At 62.8% G+C, this 18,904-nt stretch carries 16 protein-coding genes and 1 tRNA gene; 14 read left to right on the top strand and 3 right to left on the bottom strand.

Features of this window, described 5'->3' with window-relative positions:
* Positions 1–3: 3 nt before the first annotated feature.
* The 14 genes from nuoI (at position 4) to pnp (ending at position 16,263) form a co-directional block, all read left to right on the top strand.
* The gene (nuoI, locus tag FLG15_RS13550; RefSeq protein ID WP_003485557.1) at positions 4–492 is read left to right on the top strand and encodes an NADH-quinone oxidoreductase subunit NuoI; all 489 of its coding nucleotides are present in this window, start codon (positions 4–6) and stop codon (positions 490–492) included.
* 4 nt (positions 493–496) lie between these two features.
* A complete protein-coding gene (locus FLG15_RS13545) occupies positions 497–1,159 on the top strand; it encodes an NADH-quinone oxidoreductase subunit J (RefSeq protein WP_011051772.1) in 663 nt (220 codons plus the stop codon).
* Positions 1,156–1,461, top strand: coding sequence for an NADH-quinone oxidoreductase subunit NuoK (gene nuoK / locus FLG15_RS13540; RefSeq protein ID WP_005914274.1), 306 nt, complete (start codon positions 1,156–1,158; stop codon positions 1,459–1,461). The genes FLG15_RS13545 and nuoK overlap by 4 nt, the downstream gene beginning before the upstream one ends.
* A gap of 7 nt (positions 1,462–1,468) precedes the next feature.
* Positions 1,469–3,613, top strand: a complete 2,145-nt coding sequence (nuoL, locus tag FLG15_RS13535) for an NADH-quinone oxidoreductase subunit L (protein WP_057678324.1) — start codon at positions 1,469–1,471, stop codon at positions 3,611–3,613.
* A 20-nt stretch (positions 3,614–3,633) separates the two neighbouring features.
* Entirely contained in the window at positions 3,634–5,136 is a 1,503-nt protein-coding gene (locus FLG15_RS13530) for an NADH-quinone oxidoreductase subunit M (RefSeq protein WP_057678323.1), read from the top strand.
* 36 nt (positions 5,137–5,172) lie between these two features.
* Positions 5,173–6,633 carry an NADH-quinone oxidoreductase subunit NuoN gene (gene nuoN / locus FLG15_RS13525; RefSeq protein ID WP_057678322.1) on the top strand — a complete coding sequence of 487 codons (1,461 nt, stop codon included), beginning with the start codon at positions 5,173–5,175 and terminating at the stop codon, positions 6,631–6,633.
* Positions 6,634–6,833: 200 nt separating this feature from the next.
* Positions 6,834–6,910, top strand: a tRNA-Met gene (locus FLG15_RS13520).
* A 197-nt stretch (positions 6,911–7,107) separates the two neighbouring features.
* Entirely contained in the window at positions 7,108–7,698 is a 591-nt protein-coding gene (gene rimP / locus FLG15_RS13515) for a ribosome maturation factor RimP (RefSeq protein WP_057678321.1), read from the top strand.
* Positions 7,699–7,702: 4 nt separating this feature from the next.
* Positions 7,703–9,214: a transcription termination factor NusA gene (gene nusA / locus FLG15_RS13510; protein WP_017156099.1), complete on the top strand. Its 1,512-nt coding sequence runs from the start codon at positions 7,703–7,705 to the stop codon at positions 9,212–9,214.
* Positions 9,215–9,309: 95 nt separating this feature from the next.
* Complete coding sequence (gene infB, locus FLG15_RS13505) at positions 9,310–12,021, top strand: translation initiation factor IF-2 (RefSeq protein ID WP_057678320.1); 2,712 nt, start codon at positions 9,310–9,312, stop codon at positions 12,019–12,021.
* Positions 12,022–12,164: 143 nt separating this feature from the next.
* Complete coding sequence (rbfA, locus tag FLG15_RS13500) at positions 12,165–12,557, top strand: 30S ribosome-binding factor RbfA (RefSeq protein ID WP_005914265.1); 393 nt, start codon at positions 12,165–12,167, stop codon at positions 12,555–12,557.
* A gap of 79 nt (positions 12,558–12,636) precedes the next feature.
* Positions 12,637–13,563 carry a tRNA pseudouridine(55) synthase TruB gene (truB, locus tag FLG15_RS13495; RefSeq protein ID WP_057678319.1) on the top strand — a complete coding sequence of 309 codons (927 nt, stop codon included), beginning with the start codon at positions 12,637–12,639 and terminating at the stop codon, positions 13,561–13,563.
* A 156-nt stretch (positions 13,564–13,719) separates the two neighbouring features.
* On the top strand, positions 13,720–13,980 hold the full coding sequence (gene rpsO, locus FLG15_RS13490; protein WP_003485583.1) for a 30S ribosomal protein S15: 261 nt from the start codon (positions 13,720–13,722) through the stop codon (positions 13,978–13,980).
* A 168-nt stretch (positions 13,981–14,148) separates the two neighbouring features.
* The gene (gene pnp / locus FLG15_RS13485) at positions 14,149–16,263 is read left to right on the top strand and encodes a polyribonucleotide nucleotidyltransferase (protein ID WP_017156102.1); all 2,115 of its coding nucleotides are present in this window, start codon (positions 14,149–14,151) and stop codon (positions 16,261–16,263) included.
* 352 nt (positions 16,264–16,615) lie between these two features.
* On the opposite strand, the gene FLG15_RS13480 is transcribed toward pnp, so the two are convergent.
* The 3 genes from FLG15_RS13480 to FLG15_RS13470 all read right to left on the bottom strand — a co-directional run bounded on the left by FLG15_RS13480 (position 16,616) and on the right by FLG15_RS13470 (position 18,891).
* Positions 16,616–17,674 (bottom strand): DUF2272 domain-containing protein, encoded by a 1,059-nt coding sequence (locus FLG15_RS13480; protein WP_150146555.1) that lies wholly within the window; start codon positions 17,672–17,674, stop codon positions 16,616–16,618.
* Positions 17,675–17,737: 63 nt separating this feature from the next.
* Positions 17,738–18,625, bottom strand: coding sequence for a carboxylating nicotinate-nucleotide diphosphorylase (nadC, locus tag FLG15_RS13475; protein WP_057678317.1), 888 nt, complete (start codon positions 18,623–18,625; stop codon positions 17,738–17,740).
* Positions 18,622–18,891 (bottom strand): Trm112 family protein, encoded by a 270-nt coding sequence (locus tag FLG15_RS13470; RefSeq protein WP_017156105.1) that lies wholly within the window; start codon positions 18,889–18,891, stop codon positions 18,622–18,624. The genes nadC and FLG15_RS13470 overlap by 4 nt, the downstream gene beginning before the upstream one ends.
* Between the last annotated feature and the right edge of the window lie 13 nt (positions 18,892–18,904).

Below are 18,904 nucleotides of genomic sequence, written 5' to 3'. Positions count from 1 at the left end.
TTGATGAACAAGATCACCCATTACTTCAAGAGCTTGCTGCTGCTCGAGCTGCTCGGCGGCTTGTGGCTGACGTTGAAATACACGTTCAAGCCCAAGTACACCGTGCTGTATCCGATGGAGAAGTTCCCGCAGTCGCCGCGCTTTCGTGGCCTGCATGCGCTGCGCCGTTATCCCAACGGCGAAGAGCGTTGCATCGCCTGCAAACTGTGCGAGGCGGTGTGCCCGGCGCTGGCGATCACCATCGACTCGGCCAAGCGCGAGGACGGCACCCGCCGCACCACGCGCTACGACATCGATCTGTTCAAGTGCATCTTCTGCGGCTTCTGCGAAGAAAGCTGCCCGGTGGACTCGATCGTCGAAACGCACATCCTCGAGTACCACTTCGAGAAGCGTGGCGAAAACATTGTCAACAAGCCGCAGTTGCTGGCGATCGGAGACCGGTTAGAGACCGAGATCGCCGAGCGTCGCGCTGCCGATGCCGCCTTCCGTTGAGGTCATGATGGACTGGGTCACTATTGCTTTCTACGCCTTCTCCGCCGTCGCGGTCGTGTCCGCCGGTGCGGTGATCAGCGTGCGCAACCCGGTATACGCCGTGTTGTGCCTGATCCTCACGTTCTTCTCCATGGCATGCATCTGGTTGTTGGTCGGGGCTGAATTCCTCGGCGTGACCCTGGTGCTGGTCTATGTCGGCGCGGTGATGGTGCTGTTCCTGTTCGTGGTGATGATGCTGGACATCGATACCAGCCGCCTGCGCGAGGGTTGGGTCAAGTACATGCCGCTGGGCGTCATCGTGGCCGTTGCCATGCTCGCGCAGATGGTCACGTTGATCGGCGTCAAGGCGCGCAGCGCCACGCCGTTCCCGGCAGACAACGCAGCTGCGCAAGCGGCTGACAGCTCGAATCTGACCTGGCTGGCCAAGAGCCTGTACACAGAATTCCTGCTGCCGTTCGAATTTGCTGCGGTGATCCTGACGGTGGCGGTGGTGGCTGCAGTGATGCTGACCCTGCGCAAGCGCACTGGTATCAAGTTGCAGAATGCCGGCGAGCAGTCCCGGGTGAAGGCGGGCGACCGTCTGCGCATGGTCAAAATGGCGGTTGAAAAGCCGGTACAGGTTGCGCCGCAGATCGACGCGGCCGACGGACAGGAGGCGAAGTCTTGATTACCTTGGGCCACCTGCTTGGACTGGGCGCGGTGCTGTTCTGCATCTCGCTGGCCGGCATCTTCCTCAACCGCAAGAACGTCATCGTGCTACTGATGTCGATCGAGTTGATGTTGCTGTCGGTCAACGTCAACTTCATCGCGTTCTCGCGCGAGCTCGGCGATACCGCCGGTCAGTTGTTCGTGTTCTTCATTTTGACGGTTGCCGCTGCGGAGGCTGCAATCGGCCTTGCGATCCTGGTGACTCTGTTCCGCACGCGCCGCACGATCAATGTGGCCGAAGTCGATACGTTGAAGGGCTGACCTGTAGATGGAAATCACTCTCTCCAAGAGTCTGTTGATCGCAGTGGTGCTTGCACCGCTGGTCGGCAGCATCATCGCCGGCCTGTTCGGGCGCCAGGTCGGGCGCAAGGGCGCGCAGTACGTCACCATCCTCGGTGTTGCGGTCAGCTGCGTGTTGTCGTGCCTGACGCTGTATCAGCTGGTGGAGCAGGGCGCCAGCCCGTTCAACCAGAACCTTTACACGTTCTTTGATGTCGGCAATTACTCGGCGCATGTCGGCTTCATGGTCGACCGCCTGACCGCAATGATGATGGTGGTAGTGACCTTCGTGTCGCTGCTGGTGCACATCTACACCATCGGCTACATGGAAGAAGACCCGGGCTACCAGCGCTTCTTCAGCTATATCTCGTTGTTCACGTTCTCCATGCTCACGCTGGTGATGAGCAACAACTTCCTGCAGCTGTTCTTCGGCTGGGAAGCGGTGGGTCTGGTGTCGTACCTGCTGATCGGTTTCTGGTTCAAGCGGCCGACCGCCGTGTTCGCCAACATGAAGGCGTTCTTGGTCAATCGCGTCGGCGACTTCGGTTTCATCCTCGGTATCGCCGGTGTGCTGCTGTGGTTCGGCTCGTTGGATTACTCCACCGTGTTCGCTAACGCAACCACGATGGCCGGTGCCAAGGTGCAGCTGTTCGCGGGCCACGAATGGAGCGTGATGACGCTGATCTGCATCTGCCTGTTCATCGGTGCGATGGGCAAGTCGGCCCAGGTGCCGTTGCACGTGTGGCTGCCGGACTCGATGGAAGGCCCCACGCCGATCTCGGCGCTGATCCATGCCGCAACGATGGTCACCGCCGGCATCTTCATGGTGGCGCGCATGTCGCCGCTGTTCGAGCTGTCGGAGACCGCCCTGAACTTCATCCTGGTCATCGGTGCGACCACGGCCTTCTTCACCGGCCTGATCGGCATCGTGCAGAACGACATCAAGCGCGTGGTTGCGTACTCCACGCTGTCGCAGCTGGGTTACATGACCGTGGCATTGGGCGTGTCGGCCTATTCGGCTGCCGTGTTCCATCTGATGACGCATGCCTTCTTCAAAGCGCTGCTGTTCCTGGCGGCCGGCTCGGTGATCATCGGCATGCACCACGAGCAGGACATGCGCAAGATGGGCGGCCTGCGCAAGTACATGAAGGTCACCTACTGGACCAGCGTGATCGGTACCCTGGCGCTGGTCGGTACGCCGTTCTTCTCCGGTTTCTACTCCAAGGACACCATCATCGAAGCGGCCGCGCATCATGCGCATGAGTCGCATAGCTTGATCGCACTCTATGGCTATTGGGCTGTGTTAGGTGGTGTATTGGTGACCAGCTTTTACAGCTTCCGTCTGCTGTTCCTGACCTTCCATGGCAAGGAGCGCTTCCGCGACGCCCATGCGCACGACGCGCATTCGCATCACGACAGCGCGCATACCGATGCCGAAGCGCAGGTTCACGCGCACGATGCGCATGGCCACGACGATCACGGACATGGTCATCACGGTGCGCACGAGCCGCATGAGTCCAAGTGGGTTGTGACGCTGCCGTTGATCCTGCTGGCAATCCCCTCGGTGGCGATTGGTTTCTTCACCATCGGTCCGATGTTGTTCGGTACCGACTGGCAAGGCAACCATGCGGCGCACGCCATGCAGGGCCAGGCAGTCTCGTTCTTCACCGGTATCGTCGATTTCTACGATCCGGCACGCGATACCGTTGGTGCATTGGCCAAGGAGTTTCATGGTCCGGTGGCATTCGCACGGCATGGCCTGCTGGCCGCTCCTTTCTTCCTGACGGTTGCCGGCCTGCTGCTTGCCGCGCTGTTCTATCTCTGGAAGCCTGAGTGGGCAGCGACATCACGTAAGAAGCTTTCGTGGCTGGTTTGGATACTTGAGAACAAGTACTTCTTAGACAAGGTTTGGATCAATGGCTTCGCCGGTGGTGGCGTGGTTCTTGGCAAGGCGTCACGCGCAGTCGATACCCATGTGGTCGACGGCGCTGTCGTCAACGGTTCTGCCCGACTGATCGACCTGGCTGCAAATCTGCTGCGTCGCACGCAATCCGGTTTCCTCTATCACTACGCCTTCGCAATGATCATCGGTTTGATCGCCTTGTTGGCGGTACTGATGCATTTCTGGCGTTGACCTGTACGGAATAAGAAAACGTGTCGAACTGGCCTTTACTGTCTATCTTGATCTGGCTGCCGATTATCGGTGGCGCCCTGATCCTTGCGTTGCGCAACGCCGAGACTGCCCGCTGGGCATCCTTGGCGGTAGCGGTGGCGACCTTTGCGCTGAGTCTGCCGCTGCTGGGCTACGACACGGCCAATGACGCCATGCAGTTCATCGAACTGCATGCCTGGATTCCGGCCTATAACATCGGCTACAACCTGGGCGTGGATGGCATCGCGGTCGCGTTGATCGTGCTGACCACGCTGGTGACGGTGCTGGCCCTGATCGGTGCCTGGCGCTCGATCGACAAGCGCGTCAATCAGTACGTGGCTGCCTTCCTGATCCTGGAAGGCGTCACCGTCGGTATCTTCGCCGCCACCGACGCAATGTTGTTCTACGTGTTCTTCGAAGCCATGCTGATCCCGATGTTCTTGATCATCGGTGTCTGGGGCGGGCCGCGGCGCATCTATGCCGCGATGAAGTTCTTCCTCTACACTTTCCTCGGCTCGGTGCTGATGCTGGTGGGCCTTGTGTATCTGTATCTGAAGGGCGGAAGCTTCCAGCTCGCCGACCTGTATGCGCTGCAGCTGACAGCCAAGGAACAGACCTGGATCTTCTTCGCGTTCCTGATCGCCTTCGCAGTCAAGGTGCCGATGTTCCCGGTGCATACCTGGCTGCCGGACGCGCACGTCGAGGCGCCCACAGCCGGTTCGGTGATCCTGGCGGCGATTGCGTTGAAGATCGGCGGCTACGGCTTCCTGCGCTTCAACCTGCCGATCGTGCCCGATGCGAGTCATGAGTTCGCCTGGCTGGTCATCACGCTATCGCTGATTGCGGTGATCTATGTCGGCCTGGTGGCGTTGGTACAGGACGACATGAAGAAGCTGGTGGCTTATTCGTCCATCGCGCACATGGGTTTCGTCACGCTCGGTACCTTCATCGCGTTCACTCTGGTGCGCGAGTACGGCAGCACCGATGCTGCCCGTCTGGGCTTGCAGGGTGCGATGGTGCAGATGATCTCGCACGGTTTCGTGTCCGGTGCGATGTTCTCGTGCATCGGCGTGCTCTACGACCGCATGCATACCCGTCGCATCGCCGACTACGGCGGCGTGGTCAACGTGATGCCCTGGTTCGCCACCTTCGCGATGTTGTTCTTCATGGCCAATGCCGGCCTGCCTGGAACAAGTGGTTTCGTCGGCGAGTTCATGGTCATCCTGGCCAGCTTCCAGAAGCATCCGTTGGTCGCCTTCGGCGCCGCCACCACGCTGGTGATCACCGCCGCGTACACGCTGTGGCTCTATAGGCGCGTGTTTTTCGGCGAAGTGGCCAACGCCCATGTGGCCGAGCTGAAGGACATCAATGGCCGCGAAGCATTCGTGCTGGGGGTGTTCGCCGCTGGCGTGCTGGCCCTGGGCCTCTACCCGAAGCCGCTGACCGATCTGATGGAACCGTCGATCGCCAAGCTGGCAACCCAGATTGCCGCGACCAAGCTCTGACCGCTTGCCGTACGTTTTGATTTCCAGGATTTAATGATGACCACGCCAACGCTCGCGCCGTTGACCACCGCTGACCTGGCTCCGCTCGTACCGGAGCTGGTGCTGATCGGCGGCGCCTTCGCACTGCTGATGCTCGACCTATTCGTGAGCCAGCGGAACAAGGTCTGGACCCACCTGTTCTCCGTTGCCGTGCTTGCCGTGGTACTCGTGTTGCTTGCGACCGGCACGGGCGGGCAGGGCGATATCTTCAACGGTATGTTCGTCCGCGATACGGCAGCCGATGTCATGAAGACGGTGATCGTGCTGGTCAGCGGGTTGAGCCTGGTCTATGGCTGGACCTACCTGCGCGAGCGCAATCTCTACCAGGGCGAAATCCCGGTGCTGGTGCTGTTCGCCACTGCCGGCATGATGTTGCTGGCCTCGGCCGGTAGCCTGCTGATGGTCTATCTGGGGCTGGAACTGCTGGCGCTGTGCTCCTACGCATTGGTCGCCTCCAATCGCGACAACGGCCTGGCCACCGAAGCGGCGATGAAGTATTTCGTGCTCGGGTCGCTCGCGTCGGGTCTGCTGCTGTACGGCATGTCCTTGGTCTACGGCGCCACTGGTACGCTTAGCCTGGCCGGCATCCACGATGTAATCGAAGGCTCGAACGAACGCACCTTGCTGCTGACCGGCACCATCTTCATGATCGCCGGCGTCGCCTTCAAGCTGGGTGCTGCGCCTTTCCACATGTGGCTGCCCGATGTGTATCAGGGTGCGCCTGCGCCGATCGCGTTGTTCATCAGCTCGGCGCCCAAGCTTGCGGCGTTCGGTATGGCCTATCGCCTGCTGGAAGTCGGTATGGGCCCGTTGTCGCCGCAGTGGCATCTGCTGATCGGCGGCTTGTCGGCGGTGTCGCTGGTGGTCGGTAACCTGATGGCCATTGCGCAGAGCAACCTCAAGCGCATGCTTGCATACTCGACGGTCTCGCATATCGGCTTCCTGCTGATGGGCGTGGCTGGCGGTGGTGAAGAGGGCTATGCGGCTGCCATGTTCTACGCGGTCAGCTACACCATCATGTCTACCGCGTCCTTCGGCGCCATTATCGCGCTGTCGCGCAATGGATTCGAAGCGGAAAACATCGACGACTTCAAGGGACTCAACGCGCGCAATCCGTGGATGGCCGGCCTGGTGCTGTGCATCATGGCGTCGCTTGCGGGCATCCCGCCGTTCCTTGGTTTCTGGACCAAGTTGGCGGTGCTGGGCGCGGCAGTGAAGGGCGACATGCTGTGGCTAGCCTTGGTTGGTGTGATCTGTGCAGTGATCGGTGCGTACTACTACCTGCGCGTCATCAAGGTCATGTACTTCGACGAGCCTGTAGGTGAGCCGTTGCCGGCCAATAACGATCGTGTGCTCGGCACCGTGCTCGGCGTCAACGCGCTGGCCCTGCTTGCACTTGGCCTGGCCTGGAGCCCGATCATGGTGTGGTGCCAGCGCGCGTTCGCCGGGCTCGCCTGAGACCGCCATGTTGGCGCGACGTAAGACGGTGTCGCGCAGCCTGTGCGGCGCCGCTCTGAAATAGGGCTGCGTTGACTGTTTCGTTTTTGTTGCAATGCGGGTATTATTCGCCGCGACGTTGAACAGCCGCCACGCTGTTCAACAGATGAAAAACTAGGGCTTGCAATTGCCGCTCAAGTTCTTCATAATTCCGCTTCTGCTGCGGGGTGGAGCAGTCTGGCAGCTCGTCGGGCTCATAACCCGAAGGTCGCAGGTTCAAATCCTGCCCCCGCTACCAAGTTTCGAATTGTTGCTTCATCGCAGTAATTCAACTTCTTGGATCGTAAGGACGCATGTTCCCGTCTTTACGCCGACCCAGAGAGGTCGGGCTTTTTTCACGCAAGGGGCCCATCGGGCCCCTTGTTTTTTCCGGAACCGGAAAGTTTGCTGCCGGTTGCCGGGGTTCTACTGGCAATCATCTGATCAGGGCAGTCTGTGAGCGAAAAAGCGACCGAAATCGCGAATCTGCTGAGTCCAACGGTTGAGTCCCTGGGCTTGGAACTGCTGGGTGTGGAATATCTTCCCGCTCCAGGCGGCGCCACATTGCGCCTCTATATCGATGTGCCGTTGGCCGAACATCCCGAGCGCGTCATCAATGTCGACGACTGCGAGCGCGTGAGCCGCGAGGTCTCTGCCCAGCTCGACGTGGAAGACCCGATCAGCGGCAACTACACGCTGGAAGTGTCATCGCCAGGCGTGGATCGTCCGCTGTTCACGCTGGAACAGTTCGCGCGCCATACCGGTGAGTCGGCAAAGATCGTCTTGAAGCTGGCGCAGGATGGGCGGCGCCGCTTCCAGGGCGAGATCCTGCGCATCGATGCCGAGGCAGATGCGGTGGTGTTCGCCGTCGATGGCAAGGACGTGCAGATCGGCTACGACAATATCGACAAAGCGCGCATCGTGCCGGATTGGGTTGCGCTGGGTCTGGCACCGCAGAAACCGAACAAGCCCGGCCCGAAGAAACCCGGGCACGAAAAGAAGAAACCATCCAACGAGTCGGCGGCTGGCAAGCCGCGCGCGGAGTGACGAAATGAGCAAGGAACTTTTGCTGGTAGTGGATGCGGTCGCCAATGAAAAGGGCGTGCCGCGCGAAGTGATCTTCGAAGCGATCGAAGCTGCGCTGGCGTCCGCAGCGAAGAAGCGCTATCCCGACCAGGACGTGCTGGCCCGCGTCACCATCGATCACAAGGACGGTACTTACGAAACCTACCGTCGCTGGGAAGTGGTTGCCGATGACGTGGTGATGGAATCCCCTGACCGCCAGGTGCGTCTGATGGATGCCATCGACGAGGCCGACGGCGTGGAAGTGGGCGATTACATCGAAGAGCAGATCGAGAACCCCGACTTCGGCCGTATCGCCGCGCAGGCTGCCAAGCAGGTGATCGTGCAGCGTGTGCGCGAGGCCGAGCGCCAGCAGGTGGTGGATGCGTGGAAGGATCGCGTAGGCGAGTTGATCACCGGCGTGGTCAAGCGTGCAGAGCGCGGCAATATCTTTGTCGATCTTGGCGGCAACGCCGAAGCCTTCATTCCGAAGGACAAGGGCATTCCGCGCGACGTGCTGCGTCCCGGCGACCGCGTGCGCGGCTATCTGGCCGAAGTGCGCTCCGAGCCTCGTGGCCCGCAGCTGTTCATCAGCCGTGCCGCACCGGAATTCATGATCGAGCTGTTCAAGCTCGAGGTGCCGGAAGTCGGTCAGGGCCTGGTCGAGATCAAGGCTTGCGCACGCGATCCGGGCGACCGCGCCAAGATTGCCGTGATCGCGCACGACGCCCGCACCGATCCCATCGGCGCGTGCATCGGCATGCGCGGTTCACGTGTGCAGGCGGTGTCCAACGAGCTCAATGGCGAGCGCGTGGACATCGTGTTGTGGAACGAGAACCCGGCCAACTTCGTCATCAACGCGATGGCGCCTGCCGAAGTGCAGTCGATCATTGTCGATGAAGACAAGCACTCGATGGACCTGGCGGTGGCGGAAGACCGCCTGGCGCAGGCGATCGGCAAGGGCGGCCAGAACGTGCGTTTGGCCAGCCGCCTGACCGGTTGGCAGCTCAACGTGATGACCGCCGACCAGGTGGCCGCCAAGTCCGAGGCCGAGCAGGCCGCGGCACGCCAGCTGTTCATGGACCGCCTGGAAGTGGACGAGGAAATTTCCGCGATCCTGGTCTCCGAAGGTTTCAATACGGTCGAAGAAATTGCCTATGTGCCGGTCGGCGAGTTGCTGGCGGTGGAAGGCTTCGACGAAGACATCGTTGAGGAACTGCGCGCCCGTGCCCGCGATGCGCTGCTGAACGCCGCGCTGGCCGAGGAGGAAGGCCTGGAAGGAACTCAGCCCGCCGAGGACCTGCTGGCGCTGGAGGGGATGGACGAGGAGACGGCTTTTGCGCTGGCCGAGCACGGCGTGCGTACCAGCGAGGACTTGTCCGACCTGGCCGCGGACGAGATCGTCGACTTCGGCATCGAGGGCATGACCCAGGAGCGCGCCGCGGCGCTGATCCTGGCGGCCCGCGCCGAGGAGATCGCCCGTTTGGAGCGCGGCGAATGAGCCGGCAATGAACCGCGCCCTGACCCCATCAGGGCTTAGAATCAGCGTATCCCTTGCTCTGGGCGAGGGGGCGCCAACCAGATCATAGGATCCGAATGTCGCAGCAAACCACCATCCGCAAGCTTGCCGAACTGGTCAACACGCCGGTCGATAAACTGCTGGTTCAACTGGCCGAGGCCGGAATGAAGTTCAGCGGTCCCGACCAGGTCGTGACCAGCACCGAGAAGATGAAACTGCTTGGCTTCCTGCGTCGCACGCATGGCAAGGCGGAAACGTCTGCCGAAGCGGCGAGCGAAGCAGCCAAGAAAATCACGCTCAATCGGCGCAAGCTGCAGGAAGTCACTGTCAACGCCGGCCGCACCAAGACCACGGTCAATGTGGAAGTGCGGCAGAAGCGCACCTACGTGAAGTCCGAGAACGAAGGCAGCGGCCGGGCCGCGCCGATGACGCCGGACGAAGAGCGCGCCGATATCCTGCGCAAGCTCGAGGAGTCGCGTCAGCGCAACCTCGAAGAGCAGCAGCGCCTGGCCGAAAGCGACCGTGTGCGCGACGAGGCAATTCAGCGCAAGCGCGAGGAAGAGCAGGCCGCCAAGGACCGTGCAGAAGCCGAGCGCAAGGCTGCCGAGGAAGCCGCTGCGGCTGCCAGTGCGCCGGCCCCGGTTGCTGACGCGCCGACGCCGTCTGCCGCCGCGCCGGCTGCACGTTCTGCTGCTTCGCCGTCGTCCGCACCGCGTGCGGCGCGCCCGGCCGGTGCATCCCCGGCCTCGCGTCCGGCAGCGCCGGCACGTGCGGACGACCGCAGCAATGCCGCCAAGCACAAGACGCGCGGTTCGCACGTCATGGTGGCCGGTGTCGAAGACGACGATGCGACCAAGCGCTTTGCCGGGCAGTTGCATCTGTCCGCGGCCGATCGCGCGCGGCGTTCCAATGTGCGCGGCAAGCCGACCGGCCGCCCGGGTTCGTCGTCCTCGCGTCGTGGTAATGACAACGGCCGTGGCAGCCAGGCCAACAGTGGCCCGCATGGGTTCGAGCGTCCGACCGCACCGGTGGTGCGTGAAGTGGCGATCGGCGAGACCATCACCGTGGCAGACCTGGCGCAGAAGCTCGCGCTCAAGGGCGGCGACGTGGTCAAGGCGTTGTTCAAGATGGGCGTCATGGCGACCATCACCCAGAGCATCGATCACGACACCGCCGCACTGGTGACCGAAGAGCTCGGCCATAAGGCCGTGCGTGCCGACAATGCCGACTTCGAGGACGCGCTGCTGGCGCATGCCGAAGATGCGCAGGGCGAAGCCACGTCGCGTCCGCCGGTGGTCACCATCATGGGTCACGTCGATCACGGCAAGACCTCGCTGCTGGACTATATCCGCCGTACCAAGATCGCCTCCGGCGAAGCCGGCGGCATTACCCAGCACATCGGTGCGTACCACGTCGAAACCGGTCGTGGCGTCATCAGCTTCCTGGATACGCCCGGCCATGCCGCATTTACCTCGATGCGTGCCCGTGGCGCCAAGATCACCGACATCGTGGTGCTGGTCGTTGCCGCCGACGACGGCGTGATGCCGCAGACCAAGGAAGCGGTTGCGCATGCCAAGGCGGCAGGCGTACCGCTGATCGTGGCGGTCAACAAGATCGACAAGACCGGCGCCGATCCGCTGCGGGTCAAGAACGAGCTGCTGGCCGAAAACGTAGTGGCCGAAGAGTTCGGTGGCGACACCCAGTTCATCGAAGTCTCTGCCAAGGTCGGTACCGGCGTGGACACGCTGCTGGATGCGATTTCGTTGCAGGCCGAAGTGCTGGAACTCAAGGCCGTGGCCGAGGGCCGCGCCAGCGGTACCGTCATCGAATCCTCGCTGGACAAGGGCCGCGGCCCGGTCGCGACGGTGCTGGTGCAGCAGGGTGCGCTGAAGCGTGGCGACTATCTGGTGTGCGGCATCCAGTACGGTCGCGTGCGTGCGTTGTTCGACGAAACCGGTCATCAGCCGGCCTCGGCGGGCCCGTCGATTCCGGTGCAGGTGCTGGGTTTGTCCGGCGTGCCGGAGGCGGGCGACGACTTCGTGGTCGTCGACGACGAGCGCCTGGCCAAGGACGTGGCGCAGCAGCGCGAAACCAAGCGCCGCGAATCGCGTCTGGTTGCCTCGGCCACCAACCGCATGGAAGACATCCTGGCCCAGATGGGCAAGGGCGAAGGCCAGCAGGTGCTGAACCTGGTGATCAAGGCTGACGTGCAGGGCTCGGTGGAAGCACTCAAGCAGTCGTTGGTGGCGTTGTCCAACGAGGACATCCGCATCAACGTGATCCACTCCGGCGTGGGCGGCATCACCGAATCGGACGCCAATTCGGCTGCTGCTTCCAAGGCGACGATCATCGGCTTCAACGTGCGTGCGGATGCCTCGGCGCGCAAGATCGTCGAGTCCAACGGCATCGATCTGCGTTATTTCTCGATCATCTATGACGTGATCGATCAGGTGAAGCAGGTGGCCTCCGGTCTGCTCGGCGTGGAAATCCGCGAAGAGATCATCGGCATCGCACAGGTCCGCGATGTGTTCCGCAGCTCGAAGTTCGGCGCGGTTGCAGGCTGCATGGTCATCGAAGGCGTGGTCAAGCGCAGCAAGCCGATCCGCGTACTCCGCGACAGCGTCGTGGTGTTCGAAGGCGAGCTGGAATCGCTGCGTCGCTTCAAGGAAAACGTTGACGAAGTGCGTAACGGCACCGAATGCGGTATCGGCGTGAAGGCTTACAACGACGTCAAGGCCGGCGACCAGATCGAGTGCTTCGAGCGTATCGAAGTGGCCCGTACGCTGTAACGGCTGCCGGGGCCGACCGGCCCCGGACTCCGCTCGGCGGAGTTGTCCAATGCAGGTTCTGCAAGGCGAGGGCGGCATGGCCGCCCGCGTTTGTTTTTGGCTTCGGTGCCAACTGGCCCTCCGAATCAACCAGGTCCACGACCATGCCAACCAAATCATTCCATCGCACCGACCGGGTGTCTGCGCAGGTGCGTCGCGACCTCGGCACGATCGTGCACGCGGCCGTGCGCGACCATGGCCTGCCGTCGGTCAGCGTGTCTGACGTCGAAATCAGTCGCGACCTGGCGCACGCCAAGGTGTTCGTCACCGCGCTGCAGCAGGAGCGTTCGGCCGAAGCGGTCAAGGGGCTCAAGGAAATCGCCGGCCAGCTGCGTACGCAGTTGGCGCGCGCGATGAAGCTGCGCCATGTGCCGGAGCTGCACTTCCATTACGACGATTCGGTCGATCGCGGCGAACGCATCGACAATCTGCTGCGTGACCTGGACGACGTTGGCCCCGAGGCCACATCCAGCGATGAAGATGCCGAACAGCGCTGAGCGCTGTCACGGCCTGCCGCGCCTGCCGCGGCCCTGATTCCCGCGGGCGCGCACTGCGCCTGATTCGAGCACCGATCTTTTGAAACCCCGCATCGTCTATCGCCCGTTGCACGGCATCCTGCTGCTGGACAAGCCGGCCGGGTTGAGCTCCAACAATGCACTGCAGGCCGCACGTCGGTTATTGCGCGCTGAGAAGGGCGGCCATACCGGCAGCCTGGATCCGCTGGCCACCGGCCTGTTGCCGCTCTGTTTTGGCGAAGCCACCAAGATCGCCGGGCTGCTGCTCGGTTCAGCCAAGGCGTACGACGCCGAGATCGTGTTGGGCGTCACCACCGACACCGACGACGCCGACGGCGAGCCGCTGCGCCAGCGTGCGGTGCCGGACCTGAGCGAGTCCGATCTGCAGGCGGCGTTGGCGCCCTTCATCGGCCGTATCCAGCAACAAGCGCCGATTTATTCCGCGCTCAAGCAAGGCGGCGAGCCGCTGTATGCCAAGGCGCGACGCGGCGAACGCATCGAAGCGCCGGTGCGCGAGGTGGATGTGCAGGCGATCGAGGTGCTGGGCTACAGCGCCCCACGTCTGCGCCTGCGCGTGACCTGCGGCTCGGGCACGTATATTCGCAGCCTGGCACGCGACCTGGGCGAGGTGCTGGGATGTGGGGCGCACATCGCCTCGTTGCGTCGGCTGTGGGTGGAGCCGTTTCGCGCTCCACAGATGATCACGCTGGAGGCGTTGTCGGCCGCGCTGGAGGCGGGCGCCGAGGCACAGGCACTCTTGCTGCCGATCGAGGCCGGCCTGGCCGATTTTGCGCGAATCGTGCTCGATCAGAACCACGCGGCGCGTTTCCGCATGGGCCAGCGCCTGCGTGACGCCGCATTTCCGGCGGGGCAGGTCGCCGTATTCGGACCGGACGGAACCCCCTCGGGACTAGGCCTGGTCGACGCCGACGGGCGCTTGTCGCCGCAGCGATTGTTCAATGGACTGAACGAAATTCCAGCCTGTTAAGATTCTGTCAACTTGTTACCCGGGCCGGGCGACGTTACAATTTCGCGGCCCCGATCGGGGCACCTTTGCGCCAAGCGCGCTCATCCTAAGCAAACGGCGAGTCCGACGGTGCGTCACGCACGTTCCTGTCGACCACGCATCTATCGAGAAAACATCATGTCCGTCGACACCCAGAAAGTTATTGAAGACAACAAGCGCAGCGCCCAGGACACCGGTTCGCCGGAAGTGCAGGTCGCTCTGCTCACCGCACGCATCGAGCTGCTGACCGGTCACTTCAAGACCCACAAGAAGGATCACCACAGCCGCCGTGGTCTGCTGCAGATGGTCAACCGTCGTCGCAGCCTGCTCGACTACCTGAAGAAGAAGGACAACGAGCGTTACAAGTCCTTGATCGAGAAGCTCGGCCTGCGCCGCTAATCGAGTCCTACCGCCGCGGCGCAGCGATGCGCCGCGGTTTTGTTTTGGTCAATCGCACTCCGTTTTAAGCAAGACGCACTTTTGGGCCGGAGCCTCCCGGCCGCCCGTTCTCGGCATGGGTCGACGACGGTCCAACGCAGACAGCAATACCTAAGGGAAAAAACCTCCGTGGCAAAAATCACCAAAACCTTCCAGTACGGCAAGCACACCGTCACCCTTGAGACGGGCGAAATCGCTCGCCAGGCAGGCGGTGCCGTGATCGTCAAGTTCGACGACACCGTACTGCTGGTCACCGCCGTCGCCGCCAAGAGCGCGCGCGAAGGGCAGGACTTCTTTCCTCTGACGGTCGATTATCAGGAGAAGTTCTACGCTGGCGGCCGCATCCCGGGCGGCTTCTTCAAGCGCGAAGGACGCGCGACCGAGAAGGAAACGTTGATCTCGCGCCTGATCGATCGTCCGATCCGTCCGCTGTTCCCGGAGGACTACAAGAACGAAGTGCAGATCATCGCCACCGTGATGTCGATGAATCCGGACATCGACGGCGACATCGCCGCGCTGATCGGCGCCTCGGCTGCACTGTCGCTGGCCGGCACCCCCTTCAAGGGCCCGATCGGCGCCGCCAAGGTCGGCTACAAGAATGGCGAATACATCCTCAACCCGACCGTGACCGAGCTGAAGGATTCGCAGCTGGAGCTGGTCGTGGCCGGTACCGCCAACGCGGTGCTGATGGTCGAGTCCGAAGCCGAGCTGCTGTCCGAAGAAGTGATGCTGGGCGCAGTGACGTTCGGTCATCGCGAGATGCAGAAGGTCATCAACGTCATCAACGAGCTGACCGTCGAAGCCGGCACCAAGCCGTCCGATTGGGTGGCCCCGGCCAAGAACGACGGCATGATCGCCGCACTGAAGGAAGCGGTGGGCGACCAGCTGGCGTCGGCATTCCAGGTGCGCGACAAGCTGCAGCGCCGCGATGCGATTTCGGCGATCAAGAAGGACGTGCTGGGCGCCCTGGCGCCGCGCGCGACCATCGAAGGCTGGGCTGCCGGTGATCTGGCCAAGGAATTCGGCGAGCTGGAATACCAGACCATGCGTGGTTCGGTGTTGAGCAGCAAGGTGCGCATCGACGGCCGTGCACTGGATACCGTGCGTCCGATCAGCGCCAAGGCCGGCGTGTTGCCGCGTACCCATGGCTCGGCGCTGTTTACCCGCGGCGAGACGCAGGCGATCGTGATCACCACGCTGGGCACCGCGCGCGACGGTCAGGTCATCGACGCAGTGTCGGGCGAGTACAAGGAAAACTTCCTGTTCCATTACAACTTCCCTCCGTATTCGGTGGGCGAGTGCGGTCGTTTCGGTGCGCCGAAGCGTCGCGAAATCGGCCACGGCCGCCTGGCCAAGCGCGGCGTGCTGGCCGTGATGCCGACTCTGGAAGAATTCCCGTACACCATTCGCGTGGTCTCGGAAATCACCGAGTCCAACGGTTCGTCCTCGATGGCATCGGTTTGCGGCAGCTCGCTGGCGCTGATGGATGCCGGCGTGCCGATCAAGGCGCCGGTCGCAGGTATCGCGATGGGTCTGGTCAAGGAAGGCAACGACTTCGTCGTGCTCTCCGACATCCTGGGTGACGAAGATCACCTCGGCGACATGGACTTCAAGGTGGCCGGTACTGCCGAAGGCGTGTCCGCGCTGCAGATGGACATCAAGATCGAAGGCATCACCGAAGAGATCATGAAGCAGGCATTGCAGCAGGCCAAAGCTGGCCGTCTGCATATCCTGGGCGAGATGGCGCATGCGCTGACCACCCCGCGTCAGGAGCTGAGCGACTACGCGCCGCGACTGCTGACCATCAAGATCCACCCGGACAAGATCCGCGAAGTGATCGGCAAGGGTGGCTCGACCATCCAGGCCATTACCAAGGAAACCGGCACGCAGATCGACATCCAGGACGATGGCACGATCATCATCGCTTCGGTCAACGCGATTGCCGCGCAGGCTGCCAAGTCGCGCATCGAGCAGATCACCTCGGACGTGGAGCCGGGCCGCATCTACGAAGGCAAGGTCGCCAAGATCATGGACTTCGGTGCGTTCGTCACCATCCTGCCGGGCAAGGACGGCCTGGTGCACGTGTCGCAGATTTCCAGCGAGCGCGTGGAGAAGGTCGGCGACAAGTTGAAGGAAGGCGATCTGGTCCGCGTCAAGGTGCTGGAAGTGGACAAGCAGGGCCGCATCCGTCTGTCGATCAAGGCAGTGGAAGAAGGCGAAGGCGTGCAGGCGTCGGCGGAGTAATCGCCGCATGCTGATGCATCACGCATGATGCATGACAAAAAAGCGGGCTTCGGCCCGTTTTTTTTTTGTTGTGGCTAGCAGGGCTGTCTGACTCCTGCTCGCACCAAGAGGAAATGCATGGCGTCGGACAAGGTGCGCCGCATCGTGCAGTTGATGTGCCGCTTCGGCGTTGCGGCCTCGTCCTACCCACACCCGTCGCCAGCAGCTTTGTTCCTTCTCCCACCGGAAGAAGGTGGCGCGTAGCGCCGGATGAGGGTATGGGCGGAGCCTGGTGCTGTGAACTGAGCGAAGCCTCCGTCACGTACCCTCACCCCAACTCCTCTCCCGCAGGAGAGGGGCTTGGAATCCGTCTTTACTCAGGTTGCTGTTGTTGTGTCGGCGCAGGCTGGGCTTCCGGGCGTGGTGGCACGACGCGTGGGAAGCCCGGCGGCATTGTTTGTTCTGTAGGCACGGTGTCGGGTGTGGGCAGCGGCGCGGTCGGTGCCGGCGCAACCATTGCCGCATCAGGACGCAGTTTCAACAGTGCGGCCCAGTCGCGGCGATTGAAGTCGCACAGTTCTTCGTGCGCCGGCGTGCATTCGCTGGCGATGCCCAAGCTGTCTTCGTTCTGATCCTGGCTGCTGTCCGATTGCGGTGTTGGCAACACCACGCGGCCGGCGCGATCCAGCGGCATCTTGCGCATCATCACCGTGTTGAAGACGTTGCCGCCGATCAGATACAACGTGCGATCGCCGCCGACATTGGCGGCTACCACGACATCGCAATGCGACTGCCACGGCATCGGCGCACTGCCGCCCAGCGCGGCTTTCAGGCCGGCATAGCCCAACGCAGTGCTGCGGCCGCGCAGCAGACACAGCAGATCGCCTGGCGCCGGCTTCTCGACTGCAGGATCGGTGAACCGGTACGGGCCGGTAGCGCCGTCGTTGTAGGCGCTGCGGATGTAATCCAGATGGCGCGCGGAGCGATGAAAACCGCTCAACCCCGATTGCGTCATTACCCAGGAGATGAAAGCGGCCGACCATGGGTTGTCGATCAGGAATGCCCGGCAGTCGCTGGCGGTGTAGCGCGTACCATCCAGTGCCGCGCAACTCGATGCGCCGGGGCGTCCGCCCATCGACGCAAGCGTGCCGCTGTCGCGCCAGTAGCCTGCAACGCGTTGCCAGGCGACCACGGCATGATCGGCGAGATAGCCCGATTCGGCTTCGGTAACGCCAAGGCTGGCCAGGCGACCCTTGGCATCGATAAACGGGCGTTGCCACAGTCGATGCTCATTGCAGGCGTTGCGCACGATGGCGATCGCGGCGGGACTCGTTCCGAACCGTGGCGGGATATCGCACACTTCCGCAGCCGCAGCGCTGCTTCCGATACCTGCCAGCAAGAAGCAGATCCACGGCCAAGGTTTGACGGTCATTGCAGGTCCTGCACGGAAACAATCGCAGCAGGCTGCCAGAGCCGGCTGCGCGCACGCGTGAAATCAGCGCTTTGGCGGCGGGCCGAGTTTGAGCGACAGATCCACTGCCTGCACGTGCTTGGTGAGCCCGCCAATCGAAATGCAGTCCACTCCGTCTTCGGCAATGGCGCGAATGCCGCCCAGATCCACGCTGCCGGAGACCTCCAGCGGAATGCGTCGCTCCGGCGGTAATGCAGCAACGATACGCACCGCTTCTCGGCGCATTGCCTGGTCGAAGTCGTCGATCAGGATGCGTGTGCAGCCAACCTGCAGTGCTTCGTGTAGCTGTTCCAGCGTTTCCACTTCGACCACCAGCGGCAGCTGCGGTTGCTGCGCGCGTGCGGCATGCACGGCCGCGCTCAACGAACCGGCGGCGCGGATGTGGTTCTCCTTGAGCATCACCGTGTCGAACAGGCCGATGCGGTGATTGTCGCCACCGCCGCAGCGCACGGCATATTTCTGCGCGGCGCGCAGGCCAGGCAGCGTCTTGCGTGTGTCCAGGATGCGCGCGCGCGTGCCGGCCACCGCAGCCACATATGCCGCGGTGGTGGTCGCCGTGGCAGACAGCGTCTGCATGAAATTGAGCGAGGTGCGTTCGGCACTGACCAGGCTACGGCTGCGCCCCTGCAACAGCGCGAGCACCGTGCCGGCTCCGACGTGCTGGCCTTCATGCACTTGCCAGTCGATGCGTACCTGCGGGTCGAGCGCGCGGTGCGTGGCATCAAACCAGGGGCGTCCGGCGATCACCGCGTCCTGCTTGCATAGCAGATAGGCGCTGTCGGCCTGGTCGGGCAATAGCGCAGCGGTGACATCGCCACTGCCGATGTCTTCGGCCAGGGCGCGCGCTACGTCGGCGTCGACCGATTCGGCCGGTGGCGCGTCCGGCACGTTGGTGCGCACGGTCAGGCTCACTTCTCGGGGAAGTCGGCGATGTGTGCGGTGGCGATGGCTTCCTCGGCCAGCAACACCGGAATGCCGTCGTCGACGCGGAAGATCTGCTTGCGGTCGCGGGTGATCAGCGCTTCGCGCAGCGGCTGGGTTTGCGCGGCGCCGTCGGCGCGCTGCAGGGTTCCGCCGGCGATGGCGGCATTGAGTGCTTCCAGGCCCTTGCCGTCGAGCAGCGAAAGCGGCTGGCGGGTGTCGGGCGAGCACAGCAGGTCGAGCAATTTGCGATCCATCGAAGTCTTGTCT

This window comes from Xanthomonas phaseoli pv. dieffenbachiae, from assembly GCF_008639345.1.
GTDB classification, from domain to species: Bacteria; Pseudomonadota; Gammaproteobacteria; order Xanthomonadales; family Xanthomonadaceae; genus Xanthomonas; species Xanthomonas phaseoli.
This window is presented reverse-complemented; position numbering and strand designations above follow the sequence as displayed.